9 protein-coding genes and 1 pseudogene are annotated in these 13,482 nt (G+C 58.8%); 7 read left to right on the plus strand and 3 right to left on the minus strand.

What is annotated here, in order from left to right; translation table 11 throughout:
* Positions 1–72: 72 nt before the first annotated feature.
* A complete protein-coding gene (locus B5526_RS08985) occupies positions 73–1,581 on the minus strand; it encodes an adenylate/guanylate cyclase domain-containing protein (RefSeq protein WP_079537884.1) in 1,509 nt (502 codons plus the stop codon).
* A gap of 446 nt (positions 1,582–2,027) precedes the next feature.
* Entirely contained in the window at positions 2,028–4,241 is a 2,214-nt protein-coding gene (locus B5526_RS08990; RefSeq protein WP_079537885.1) for a hypothetical protein, read from the minus strand.
* Between the two features lie 695 nt (positions 4,242–4,936).
* Here B5526_RS08990 and B5526_RS08995 point away from each other — a divergent pair.
* The 4 genes from B5526_RS08995 (at position 4,937) to B5526_RS38405 (ending at position 9,015) form a co-directional block, all read left to right on the plus strand.
* On the plus strand, positions 4,937–5,824 hold the full coding sequence (locus B5526_RS08995) for an ABC transporter substrate-binding protein (RefSeq protein ID WP_172842011.1): 888 nt from the start codon (positions 4,937–4,939) through the stop codon (positions 5,822–5,824).
* Between the two features lie 155 nt (positions 5,825–5,979).
* Positions 5,980–7,149 carry a saccharopine dehydrogenase family protein gene (locus B5526_RS09000; RefSeq protein WP_079537887.1) on the plus strand — a complete coding sequence of 390 codons (1,170 nt, stop codon included), beginning with the start codon at positions 5,980–5,982 and terminating at the stop codon, positions 7,147–7,149.
* 826 nt (positions 7,150–7,975) lie between these two features.
* The gene (locus B5526_RS09005; RefSeq protein ID WP_079537888.1) at positions 7,976–8,398 is read left to right on the plus strand and encodes a hypothetical protein; all 423 of its coding nucleotides are present in this window, start codon (positions 7,976–7,978) and stop codon (positions 8,396–8,398) included.
* Positions 8,399–8,679: 281 nt separating this feature from the next.
* Positions 8,680–9,015 carry a hypothetical protein gene (locus B5526_RS38405; RefSeq protein WP_172842012.1) on the plus strand — a complete coding sequence of 112 codons (336 nt, stop codon included), beginning with the start codon at positions 8,680–8,682 and terminating at the stop codon, positions 9,013–9,015.
* Positions 9,016–9,590: 575 nt separating this feature from the next.
* Here the strand turns inward: B5526_RS38405 and B5526_RS38870 are convergent.
* Positions 9,591–10,607 (minus strand): integrase core domain-containing protein, encoded by a 1,017-nt coding sequence (locus B5526_RS38870; RefSeq protein ID WP_244562235.1) that lies wholly within the window; start codon positions 10,605–10,607, stop codon positions 9,591–9,593.
* Between the two features lie 61 nt (positions 10,608–10,668).
* Between B5526_RS38870 and B5526_RS09020 the strand changes: the two are divergent.
* The 3 genes and pseudogenes from B5526_RS09020 to B5526_RS09030 form a co-directional block, all read left to right on the plus strand.
* Positions 10,669–11,178, plus strand: a pseudogene (locus B5526_RS09020) (MsnO8 family LLM class oxidoreductase); the annotation flags it as partial.
* Between the two features lie 345 nt (positions 11,179–11,523).
* Positions 11,524–12,051 (plus strand): MbcA/ParS/Xre antitoxin family protein, encoded by a 528-nt coding sequence (locus B5526_RS09025; RefSeq protein ID WP_079537890.1) that lies wholly within the window; start codon positions 11,524–11,526, stop codon positions 12,049–12,051.
* Positions 12,048–12,719, plus strand: coding sequence for an RES family NAD+ phosphorylase (locus tag B5526_RS09030; protein ID WP_079537891.1), 672 nt, complete (start codon positions 12,048–12,050; stop codon positions 12,717–12,719). The genes B5526_RS09025 and B5526_RS09030 overlap by 4 nt, the downstream gene beginning before the upstream one ends.
* Positions 12,720–13,482 lie beyond the last annotated feature (763 nt).

Genomic DNA, 13,482 nt, shown 5'->3' on the forward strand with positions numbered 1-13,482 from the left:
TAATAGCAGGATCACGAGGACTGAGTCTTATCGCCTTCAACACCAGCGGAGGCGCTTCTTGGGGATGCCCCGTCAAAACGAGTGATTGGCCTTCTGCGCGTAGGCGAGGGCAAGATTGGGATCGAGCGAGAGCGCCCGGTCAAAAGCGTCCAGGGCCCCTTGATGATCTCCCTTTGCGCGACGAATAAAGCCATCATCCATATGGCTCAGAGCAACTGTCGGATCAAGGCTGAATGCCTTTTGCAGCGCATGCTCCGCCTGCCTCAGCAGATCCTCGCGTGCGTTGGCATCCTTCTCGGCCTCGTTCCAGAAATTCCAATAGTCACGCATCAAGACATCAGCCAATTGGCTCCAGGCGTTGGCTGACAACGGACTGAGCCGTACAGATTCCTGAAGATACTTGCGTGCGGCAAGATTGTGCTGTGGGGTAATAGAGTCAATGAGAATAGCCATGGCGCGTAACCTCATGTCAATCGCATTCGGATCTCTCGATCGCTCGCGTCGACGACTCTCAGCCTTGACCAGCTGAATGCCGAGAGACGAGGCGATTCGACCCGTTACGGCTTCCTGCAACTCGAAGAGGTCTGTAACATCACTATCAAACTGATCGGCCCAGATAGCGACGGCGGAATGCGCATCTACCAGATGCGTGTTGGCTTGCACCTTGGTACCGATTTTCCTGATGCTGCCTTCCAAGAGGTATCGAACATCGCAATCTTGTCCGATCCGCCTAGGGTCGACTACTTTTCCTTTGTACGTGAAAGCTGTCGCCCGCGCAATGACCACAGTATCAGCCATGCGAGACAGATCAGTGGTTAGATCATCGGTGACTGCGTCGGCGAAATAGCCTTCCTCCGGATCATTGCTCATGCTGCGGAACGGCAAAACCATAATGGAAGCTTGAACAGAATGCGCGTTTTGGCCACGCCAGACCGACAGTGCGCCGATAATCGCCGCGACGGCCAATACGACGGCCAATACGGAGACCAAGAAGATCGGACGAGGTGTTAGAAAAAGTGCGAGACATCGGCGCGCAGCGAGCCGCACTCGCCGCAAGAGAGAAAGTGTTTTGGGCTCCTGGGCACGCGTGACGCGAAAGACTTGAATCGGAGGGTCAATGTTCTTGAGCCGGTGACGCCCCCTGTCCTCAAAGGCGAGGTCCGGATGACCTAAGAGCTGGTCGCGAACAGTATTGGTAACAAATAGTTCACCTGGCTCGGCAAGGGTCTCGAGCCGTGCTGCAATATTGACGCTGTTACCGTAGATATCGCGCTCGTCAACAATGACGTCACCGGCATTTACGCCGATGCGCATTTGGAAGCGATGCTCAGTGCTGACACCGGCGTTGCGCGTGCTCAATTCTCGCTGAATTTCGATGCCGCAACGTACGGCATCCAGAGCGCTGTCAAACTCGACAAGCAATCCATCGCCGCTGGATCGGATCAGACGACCACCATGCTCGGAAATTTTGGGTTCGATCAAGCCGGCGAAACATTCGGTCAGCATCACATGTGTGGCCTCCTCGTCGGTGGACATGAGCCGACTGTAGCCAACTACATCTGCTAGTAGGACGGCTGTCATCCTGCGTTTCACAGGTTACCTCCTTCCCGCGGCATCCCGCCAAATGTTCTTACAAGAGCAGGCGGTTGTTGTCACGTGCCGAGGTCAGGCGTAGATACACGATACCCGTTTGGGTAGTGCCACGTGAGTGCCGAGGATGTGTCCCGGCATCCCTTCTCGCCCGCGCGGACGAAGTTATTGAATAGAAGCGCTGCACTTCCGCTTGTGTGCATTGGCACTTTTCGGACGTCACAACCGGACTCAGGAATGTCTGCTGTTGAGGGAAGAGCGGAAGTCGTGATTGCGTCGCCCGACTTCCGAGTCTGACCCAGAGCGGCCATCCGGTATGGTCGCTTTTTTGGCGGCGATGGCGGCTCAGTGACCTGATGACCGACATGGGCTAGCGATCCTAGACTTCATTTGATGATGAATTTCGCCGGTTTTCTCGGTTTCGGCTTGCACCGTCGCTAATTGGGATCGGGCGATGGACACACAGTCCGCCCTCCCTGGATCGCCTCGACAATCGAACCATCCAGCGTCCCAACTTGCTCCGGCTTTAGTTGGGACGAGATCGCCGAAAGTCCTAATCCCAGGGCATGGCGTTGGTTGGGATCGCCCCCTCCTTTGATTGCGTGAAGGATTAGCTCAGCGAGCGCCTGCGCATTCTCTGGCCTCAGTTTAAGTGAAATCGCTGCAAATGCCCGCGACAGGGCATTTATTTGAGCCGTGTCCGCTGTGTTCTGGATCTCCCGGAGGATAGAGCTACCGAGTGTCTGCACCTCCTCCGGTTTTAGGTCCGATGTGACGTCAACAAGTGCCTCCTGCAAGGCGCTCATCTGGTCGCTATTCGATGTGCTGCGCATCGTCTCAATGATCCGGCCAGCAGTCGCGTGAGCCTCCTCCGACTTTTGCGATACCAATATGAGTACCTCCGACTTAAACGACCTCGTCAGAGCATGAATTTGTCGGGAATCAGTTACGCTATGGATTTCCTTGAAGAAAGAGTCGATTCCCGCGCGCGCCATACTGTTCATCTTCCAACTAAACGCGACACTCAGAAGGAGAAGAACTAAAACAAATGATCCCACAAAGCCGAGCATCCGAGCTGGGAGACGAGCGAGACTCCAGAGAACATAACTTCGGCGGTTCCCATAGCTAAACTGCCCCCTCAGCCGCGCCATTGCGAGGCGGCATTGCGTCCCCACAGGCAGAAGCGCCTTCCACTTCTTCCAAAGCGTGCTGGCATCCTGAAACGCCTTCGCTCGATCCTCTAGGAGATAGTGCCAGCGGTCGGCTCGCCGTTCGGCGGTCAACACGCCGCGAGTCAGGTAGTCGTGGTCGAGCCGGTAGGTAGTGCGACCGCTCTCCGGATCGCTAGAGCTGCGTAACATTTCCCCATGCTCCAGTTCCTCCAGCGCATTGTCGAGATCATCGCTCGCGACCGGCTGCCCGCTCGCTTTCGCAGTGACAGCAAGAAGATCCTCCTTACCGCACAACCGCGTTTTGGTCGGGTTTAAGGGATCTATCAGGTTCACAAGCAGTGCCCGGACCTGACTAGGAGCCAGCCCGACTTTGCGCGCGGTTCCATTGATTTGCTGCTCGACATAGAATGCCTCGATCCCGGCCACCCCGCCAACTCGCTCGTATTGCTTAGGGTTGAGTCGTTTCAGGCTTTGTATGCCAGCCAGGACGATCTTGAGCTGCTGTGGCAGTATGACGTCTTGTTCGGAAATGTCGCGTATTATGCGCTCGCGCAGCTTTGTCCAGCCGGCGTCCGGATCGGCAATCACCGGCGTTGTGGGCGTGCCTTCGGTGAGCCGCGTGAGCAATTCGTCAATATGCGGGGAGCGCACACGATCTAGGCGCATAGGTGGGACAGATCCGAAAAACGAAACAGAACTGAGGCCCCCGGCAGTGTCGCTACGCGTGACAAACAGGCAGCGCAGCTTATCCTGTTCTAAGAGTCGCGCCACCATGTCCCAGAAGGGGCTCTGTCGCAATGTAGCGGGATCGAGCCATACCTTATTGGGCAGAAAGCGTCGCCGGTTACGTGCTTGATAGTCGTCGAACTGATCGAAGATAATCAGTGGAGTACGCATTTTCTCGTCATGGATTCGGACAAGCTCTCGCTCCACGTCTGCGAGCGCAGACAAATTGGCCTTGGCATCGGAGCCGAGGGCGCCACTCGTCATCAAGGCGCTCTTCAGCGCCCTACTCGGAATCCGCTCCCAATCGTTAACCCACCAATCGTCGAGCAGCAACGGCTGAACGGATTTGTCATCCTTGAGTTTCGTCAGGAGGCCGGCCCGCACCAGCGCTGATTTGCCGGAGCCCGACTCGCCTTCCAGAAACACGATTTGCTTGGCGAGGCATTGCTGGCCAAGATTGTCGATGTCTTCCGCACGCCCGACAAGATGCTCGGCGTTGTCACGATCAAGCCTAAGGGCGTCGGGCTTCAGGAGCCGAGAATAGCGCGTGCGCCATTTAACCAGCATCCAGATGCCAAAGAGAATACTCGCGCCCCCGAGGACCCAAGACGTGTATGGCGGTAGCCCCGGAACCTTGTTTATCAAGTCAGTTACGTTAATGATGATTCCAAGGACGGCGCTGACAATCCCGCCGATGAGCTGAAGCTGTTTTTGGGCGCTGCCCGAAAACGTGACTTTTCCAACATCAGACATCGGGTGCCTGCTATTGTGAAAATGTGAAGCTCTGGCTCCGGCCACGGCCGGTGCTGTTATCGTTCTTTCGCACGCTGAACCAACATTTTCACGCCGGCGGTGCGGTCCCAGCACAGCGCGTACCTTGCGAACAAAGGATCGCGACGCCCAAAGTTGGTTGGTCCTCTGCCGCGCTCATTGTCGTACTTAGCTCCGATGGGAATGTGTGAACAGTGTCACAGACAAGAAGAAATATTCGCTTCCTGAAGCCGCTGGAATCTTGTCGCGAGCGGACAGAAGGCGCGGCCTAGGATGTTGCCACCAATAGAAACACAATTTCTTGGTGTGGGCGGCCGCGTTCCGATCTGACCGCTGATGATGTCGACTTCTGGCACCAAACGGACATGACGCCGCAGCGCCCGCATGTCCGTTGTTGAGGGATGAACGGACCAAGCTCAGACGTGGGCCGAGGTCCGAGTTTGACCCATCTGCGACATAAGCTGGATTGAAATCCCGCAGTGCAGCGTTCTCCCGCGCAACCGTGATGTGCTATCATATGGGTGGGAGCATAGGCGCGGGAACCAACTCCCCCATCCCCTTGGTAAGAAGCCCAAGGAGGAAGCTCCATGTTCGACATGAGAAGGCGGGAGTTCATCGGGCTGCTCGGCGGCGCGGCGGCTGTGCGGCCGCTCGCGGCCCACGCGCAGCAGCTGAAGATGCCGACCGTCGGCGCATTGGTCATTGGCAATATCAACCCAGAACAGTTTTGGCGGGAGTTTCGGCAGGGGCTGCGCGATCTGGGGTATGTCGAGGGGCAAAACATTCGATTTGAGTTTCGATCGGCTGAAGGACACCTCGACCGGCTTCCCGAATTGGCTGCCGAGCTGGTCCGTCTCAAAATCGATATAATCGTCACGTGGTTCACACCCGCCGCTCTTGCGGCAAAGCAAGCGACGCTCGAAATCCCGATCGTCATGGCCGAGACCGGAGATCCCGTTGGTACCGGGCTGGTCGCGAGCCTTCCTCGACCGGGCGGAAATGTCACCGGGATAGCTTCCGCGACCGCCGAACTAGCCGGCAAAAGTGTGCAACTGATCCGCGATATGCTGCCGTGGGCGCGCCGCGTGATGGCTCTGGCCAATGCAACCGATCCCTTCTCCAAACCTTTCCTCGAACAGATAAAGCTTGGCGGCGAAGCCACCGGAACTACAATCAACCCTGTCTGGATCAGCAGCAGTGAGGAGCTCGAGACCGCCTTCGCATCGATGGAGAAAGACCGGCCCGATGCCGTCATCGTTCAACCCAGCCTGCCGAGCAAACGCGCAGCCGAGCTGGCGCTGAAGCTTCGTGTACCGGCGGTTTCAGTGCCGCGGTGGTTCGCCGAGGAACAAGGCGGGTTGATGTCCTACTCCGCGAGATATGTCGACCTTTTTCGCAAGGCTGCCGTGTACGTCGACAAAATTCTGAAAGGCGCCCAACCGGCCGACCTACCGGTCGAACAGCCAACCCATTTCGAATTGATCATCAATATGAAGACTGCCAAGGCGCTCGGAATTGACGTGCCACCGACGCTGCTCGCCCGCGCCGACGTGGTGATCGAATGAGTGCGCTAGGCAAGCTGGTGCGATCCAGCCGGTGGAAGACCGGTCCGAGTAAGGGGTAGCGCCCGCTTGGTAGCGAATGTTGCGTGGTCCCTGGAAAGAGCGATTGCACACGGATCTAAAGATAGCTCTCCCGGGTCTCAAGGAGGACCAACGTCGTGAAGCGAGACTTCGACCTTATCGTCTATGGCGCGACGGGTTACACCGGCCGTCTCATCGCCGAATATCTGGCGACGTCCTATCGCGGCGACGATGCTCCGTCCTGGGCGATCGCGGGACGCTCGACCGACAAGCTCCGGAAGGTGCGTGCCGACATCGGCGCACCAGACGATTTGCCTTTGGTTAAGGCGGATGCCGCCGAGCCGGCCAGCCTGCCCTCGATGTGCGAGCGTGCGGCCGTGATCATCACGGCGGTCGGGCCTTATCAGCTCCACGGTCCCGAGCTTGTGGCGGCCTGCGCGGCCACGGGCACGGCCTATGTTGATCTGTGCGGCGAGCCGGCTTGGATGCGGCGCATGATCGACGCCCATCACGAAGAGGCGAAACGGACCGGCGCGCGCATCGTCTTCTCCTGCGGCTTCGATTCCATCCCGTTCGATCTCGGCGTGCTCACGTTGCAGGAGAAGGCGCGCGAGAAATTCGGACGTCCGGTGCGGCGGGTCAAAGCCCGCCTGCGCAAGGTGAAAGGCGGCATGTCTGGCGGCACCGCGGCGAGCGCTCAGGCGACGTTGGCCGCCGCCGCGCGCGACCCGGCCCTGATCCGGCTGCTGACCGATCCCTTCGCGTTGACGCCGGGGTTCACCGGGCCGTCTCAGCCGTCGGGCCTCATCCCCCAATACGACCCGAGCATGAACGTGTGGCTCGTGCCGTTCCCAATGGCGCCGATCAACACCAAGAACGTGCACCGCACGAATTTCCTGTTGGGTCATCCCTACCGCACGGACTTCGTTTACGACGAGATGATGGTCGCGCCGGGATTTGGGGAAATCGCTCGCGTGTCGACGGAGACGTTCGCTACGATGGTTTCCTTGTTCAGGACCGGCGGTCTCAAACCCGGCGCAGGCCCGACTCGGGAAGAGCGCGAGAAGGGCTTCTACGACATCCTCTTCCTGGGCGAGCTGCCGGGTGGCGGACGGGTCGAGGCGGTAGTCACGGGCGACCGCGATCCGGGCTACGGCTCGACCAGCAAGATGATCGCCGAGAGCGCTCTCTGCCTCGTGCGCGATGTGCAGGGCGAGGGCGGCACCTGGACGCCGGGCGCGCTGATGGGTCCGGCGTTGCGCAAGCGTCTGAAGGAGCGCGCCGGCCTCACCTTCAGCGCGCGTTGAGGTAACGCTCAGAACTGAAGCCGCGTGCTGGATTACGTGGATCGTAATCAACGAAAGCGCGGCCTGGCGAGCGCGAGCCTCAAATCCGGTTCAATGCCCGCTTCTGGCACCTAACGGACATAACCGGCCGGGCTGACGACGTCCGCTCGTGGGGGTAAGGCGGACATCGCGGCTGCGCTGGCCGTCACCCGATGCCAGCCGATCTCGCTTCAAGGATGACGCTGGCTCTGGCTGATGCTGGCGAGTCGAGGCTGGACCGATATCCGGCGACCAGCGGTGTTCTATCACTGTCACCATTGGATCGGTATTCTATGCCCGCTGATCCGCGACGTTGACTACATGCCGAATGGCCTGCAGCACTCAAGCGTCTCGACGCAGGTCCGTTGTTGAGGGAAGAGCGGACATCGATCATTCGCTGCTTGAGGTCTGCCTTTGACCCAGGCTGTGTGAAAACACGGACGCTGGACCTGCGATTAGAAACTCCTTCTCGATTTCGACAGTGTGAAAGCCGGTTGCGCTTGCAACATCCACAAGATGGCGGAATTTGAGAATTTAATTCTGCGCATTCTCGCTTGGTGCGAGTTTTCACACAGCCTGGACCCATAGCAGACTTGCAGTGAACAGATTTACTAGGCTGGGCGTACCGGACCGCTTTGCGAAGCTTCATCAGATCGGAGCTCTACCATCGCCTCTCAGGCAATAGTCGCGCGGTGTTGCAGCCGAACTTCCGATTATACGATCGTGCAGCGTCATACACGGGAGCGAATCTCATATTGGCTTTGCGGGCCCGCCACCCTAGAATTGCGGCGATCGCAGGACGGGCGAAATGCAGTATGTTTGCGACGCGCCGAAGGGTAAGACCTGGTTCCGTATCGAGACGGAAGGTGAAGCGGCGCATGAGTCGCGCCTGATGAGCCACACAGTCGAGAAATATTTCTGCCGCGAGCGGGAGAAGGCAGTCCAATCCTGGCGTCCGGTGTGGCCCAACGCGATCGAGCGCGACCTCGGCCTCGAGGCCCATGTACAGCGAGAGATGCCGCTTTTCCTCACGTTGCGCGACAGGGAGGGCAATGCACTGGCTACAGCGATGCTGCCACCGGGTGGCAAGGATCGCGGCGGGTTCCGGATCATCATCGTTGCCGCATCCAATGCCGATCCTTATCCCGAGCAGGACGCGGCCATCGCTGCGCTAGGAGCGCATTTCGGTCTCACACTCGATCGCCACCGCTGCTTCCCCTACGGCCGCTAAGGAGCCTGACAATTATCGCTGCTTGATTGGAGCGATGTCGGCTCATGGCACTTTTGAGACATGCCGGGGCGATCTGACTATGTCCGATTTTCGGGGAAGACCGGAAGTGACCGCCAACCGGCCAAACCGTCGCGAATGACCCGGAACGGCCATCAACGGCCAGCAAGTTGATGAAATTGATGCGCCGCACATAGCGAGCAATCCATCAGACCGAAATGAAGCCAGGGCCGTGCGGTTCGATCACCATAGTGCACGCCCTCTCAGGCTAACTGCACGGGCCCGTGATCATCGCAATGATCGCCGTGCGGATGGTGCAGCCGACCGTCTACGAGATAGTCGACATGGTCGCCATGCGGCACCGCTTCGTGTCCGCAGTTTGGACCGTGCGTGTGCGAGCAATGGACTTCGGGCGTGCACTGCATGGGATTTGTGGCGTTGACCACGATGGCGTGCTCATCCACGTGATCCTCGTGCATATGATGGAGATGGCCATCGTGCAGATGGTCCACATGACCGTCATGGCGAATCGCAGTGTGTCCGCAGTTCGGGCCATGCTTGTGAGTGTGGTTGGCGTGGTGTTTCTCGGTACATGTGGCCATCGGCAATGCTCCTTCTGACTGGTGGTTCTCTCTCGAAAGCCTATCCACCATGGAAATAATTGCGAGGACCAGCACCCCAAGTGCACACAAGTCAAATTGAAATACGTAATGTTATAGCGTTGCGGGACCCTGGAACTGTTTGCGCGCCCTGGGGCGACGGTAGAGTTGTCCTCGCCACGCCCGTCAATCATCAGGCCGCCGTGGGTGCCTAGGGAAACCTTCGGCCGGCGCGTGCGCCACGGCCATGTCGTGATGATGCCGATTCGAGCCGCACGGCGGCCATGGCCATCCGCACGGCACCCGCGATAATCGGCAAAAGCGCTGAACTGTGGCAACTCTGTTGGAGTCGCCTATTGGCAGATATTGTTGCGAAAGTCTTTTTGGGGTGACGAACGAAAATTTTTAGAGCCGCTGATGCGTTTTACGCGCGGCGACGTGAGGGGCCATATCGTTTCATCCAAAATCGATCACGGACCTCCGTGGCGCTGAAAGGCGACGCAGCAGCTGAGAAGTCCAAAGATCAACTTTCGCGAGATTTTTAGGGTTGTTCGATTTTCGACTTTTGCAACAATATCGGCTGTGCCTACCGCAAATCAAACGCGCGCATATTGGTGATGCAGTCCACCCAGGATCGGACGGCACTGAATGCGTCCTGCTGCCTCGGCGGAACGTGATATCGGCGCGTCCTTGTTCAAGGATAAGTGAGTGCGCGTGCCATTATAGTATTGGGCGTAAGATTTCAGAATGCGGCGCAGATGCACCTCGCCCAGGACAATGATGTGGTCCAGACACTCCCGCCGGATCGATCCGATCAGCCGTTCGGCAAAGCCATTCTGCCAAGGTGAGGCCGGTGCAATCGGTTTGTCTCGAATGCCCATGGCGCGCAATCGGCGTGTGACGACGGCGCCATAGATCCGATCGCGATCACGGATCATATAACCCGGAGCCCCATCCCAAGGAAAAGCCTCGGTGATCTGGCGTGCGATCCATTCCGCCGTAGGGTTGGTTGTGACGTTGATCCAGATCAGCTCTCTACGGTCAATCCGTACAATCACGAAGCCGTACAGCAGTTTGAAGCCAATCGTCGGGACCACGAACAGGTCCATGGCGGCAATGTCTGGAGCGTGGTTTCGCAGAAAGGTCCGCCATCCCCGACTTGGAAGTCCGCGTCGCTTGACCATGTACTTGGCGACGGTTGATTGAGCGACACTAAACCCAAGCTTGAGCAGTTCGCCGTGAATGCGTGGCGCACCCCAAAGCTGGTTCTCCGTGCTGATCTGCCTGATCAGTGCCCGCAATTCTATTTCGATTCGCGGGCGCCCTCCCCGCGAGTTCGATTTCCAACGCCAAAAGCGACGAAAGCCGGCCCGATGCCAATGTACCAGCGTTTCGGGCCGGACGATCGTAACGACCTCCAGGATCAACGGAAACCATCGATACATCTGGACGAGGAACCAGCGATCGTTGTTCGTGAGATGAGCGCGGCCCTTCACCTTACGTCGCAAGACCACCAGTTGATGTCGGAGCGTGGCATTCTCAGCCTCAAGCCGGATCTTCGACTTGAAGGCTGAGGCCAAGACAGCCACGACGAAACGCAGGAGCCCGATCATTCCGCCAGCTTAGGCGATTCCATCACGTCAGCAACTCGGATGAGGTTTTCGGTACACACAGCCGTTGTGGATTCTCGGATCAAGTAATTTCGGCGCCATGCTCGCGGCCGAGCTCGGGCTTCCCTATGCTTTCGCCTCGCATTTCGCGCCCGAACTGCTCATTCCCGCGATGCAGATCTACCGCAGCCGCTTCAAGCCGTCAGAGCAACTTGACCGCCCCTACGCGATGGTGGGCGTCAACATCATCGCCGCCGCGAGCGATGACGAAGCGCGCCGGCTGGCAACGACGCAGCAGATGTCCTTCGCGAACATCTTCCGCGGCGCGCGCGGCCTCAGCCAGCCGCCGATCGACGACATCGAAAGCTACTGGTCGCCGGCAGAAAAAGTGCAGGCGACGCGGATGCTCGCCCGCTCCATCGTTGGATCTTCCGACACCGTTCGCGCCGGCATCGATGCGCTCATTACGGAAACCGGCGCCGACGAACTCATCGTCGTGTCCGATGTCTTCGACCATGCAACCCGGCTGCACTCCTTCGAGCTGATCGCCAACGCCGCCGGCATCGCCTCCTAACGGCAGCCTTCTTGGCTCGGACATCGCCAGGCCGGTAACAAGGCCCTCACATTTTTCTAATGCAGATCACTAGAGCTCCAGTCCGGCGCAGGCCAGTTTGCGCGTGACGAACACAATGCGGGTCCGACGATCGTTCGGCGGCCACGCGTCCATCTGGATTGGCGGATGTACACCGAGAATTTTTGCGCGATAAATCGTCTACCTAAAGGGCTGGGACGACCCGTTCACCACGTCTTTGCGGAGATCTGCGGCTCGGTAATCCTGAAGAAAACGGGGTGGGTGACGGGGGGTTGCATTTTGTCCATATTTGGACTATATCCATATCTGGCAAATGGGTAGGACCGCATGCGGAACGACCACGAAACACACCCGTCTGAAGCGGAAAAAGGGCCTCAGCGCCTCAACGATTCGCGCTTTGCGCCGGCCAATCGAAGGCGGCTCAGCGCTCCCGCTCTGCGGACTTTCCTTGCCATTGCGGATCTATGGGGTTTGACGGAAGAGCAGCGTCTCTTGATCCTCGGCTATCCCTCTCGATCCACGTACCACAACTGGTGCAAGCAGGCGCGCGAGCACGGCGCTTTCACCCTCGACGTTGATGTCCTTACACGCATCTCGGCGGTACTCGGGATCCATCAGGGTCTCGGGATTCTGTTTCCGACGGAGCAGCTTGGCGTCGAGTGGCTGCGAGCCCCGCACACCGCTGTCATGTTCGGCGGGCGACCGCCGCTCGACCTCGCGACCAGCGGCTCCCAAGATGGGTTGCTCTCGGTGCGCCGTTTCCTCGACGGCGCGCGAGGCGGGCTCTACATGCAGCCGAACACCATTGACGAGGCGTTCACGCCTTACGACGACACGGAAATCGTCGTCCGGTGACGGACGCTTTCGCACCCTCGCCTCGGCCTGCCCATCGCCTGATCCCGTCGCAATTCCCTCCCGTCGGACTGTTCGATACGGTTGCGACCGCGGCCGATCTTGCGACTGTGATGGAGCTGGTCGGCTGGACTAACGATCGGCTTGTCGCTGACCGTATCTCTCGGCTGCCGCAGACAGAATGGGTATATGGCGTCGCCAATGCCAGCATCGTCATGGCAGCTTTCCTGCACGTCGCTCCCGGTGGGATGCGATTCAATGGTCCCGAGCTCGGTGCCTGGTACGCAGCCGACGATCTCCGGACTGCAGCTGCCGAAGTCGGTCACCACCTTCGGCGCGAGACGGTCGCGCGCAATGTAACCACGATGAGCCGGACCTACAGGGCGTATGCCTCAACTCTGTTAGGCGACTATCTCGACATCAGAGGCCAGCAGACCAGGCGCCCTGACGTATACGCAAGCGACCGCTATGACGCCTCGCAAAAGTTTGGCGAGGAGGTTCGCGCGTCAGGTGGCGCGGGCCTGCTCTACGACAGCCTGCGACGCCGGAACGGTGTCAACGTTGTAGCGCATCGGCCGCGCAACATCACAGACATCGTACAGACAGATCATTTCGAAATTTCGGTCCAGGCAACGTCGCGCATGATCGACGTCCGCAAACTGTCGCTGTGATGCGAGGGAGGAACCCCTAAGCTTCCGGCCGAATTTTGACAGTCCAATCAAACCGAACGTCCGTTTCGCGCCAAGAGCTGTCCTTCATCGACAATCATCATCCACGTTCGAAATATTTTTGGACTTGCGACCAAGGAAGCGAGCCACCCCTCGAAGATGGAAACGAGTCGAGCGACGACTTCCGCTGTACCCCCGACAGCAGACATCGTCGGCCATCGCGGCATGTCCGAAAAGTGCCAGGAACGGACTCACGCTTTACTCATTGCAGGCCCACCACCTGCCCAGCCAAAGTTATTGCGCAGGCGCAGGTATGGGCAGGATGCTCGACACTTTCCAGCCGCTCGGCGTCTTCACCGATCACCAACCGTAACGATACCCGCGATAGTACCGAGGGCCGTAGTATGAGTATGCGGGGCGAACAACGCGGTAACTCGATCCATATCCGCCGTAGTATGCGGGAGCGTAGCCGTACGCTGGGGCGTACCCGCCGTAATAAGCAGGGGCATAGCCGCCATAGTAGCCGTACCCCGGTCCGCCGTAGTAACCGTAGCCCGGGCCATAGGCGTAGGCGCTGGACGCTATTCCACCGATCACCGCACCAGCAATTAGTCCGCCTGCGAGACCGGCACCCCAACCACCCCAACCACCCCGCCACGCCTGAGCTGGTGATGGTGTCACCAAGGCAGTGACACCGATGGTGGCAGCGGTCGCTAACGCTAATACTGCTTTTTTCATGTCCGAAGCCTTTCCAGTTCCCGGAACT

This window comes from Bradyrhizobium lablabi, from assembly GCF_900141755.1.
GTDB lineage: Bacteria > Pseudomonadota > Alphaproteobacteria > Rhizobiales > Xanthobacteraceae > Bradyrhizobium > Bradyrhizobium lablabi_A.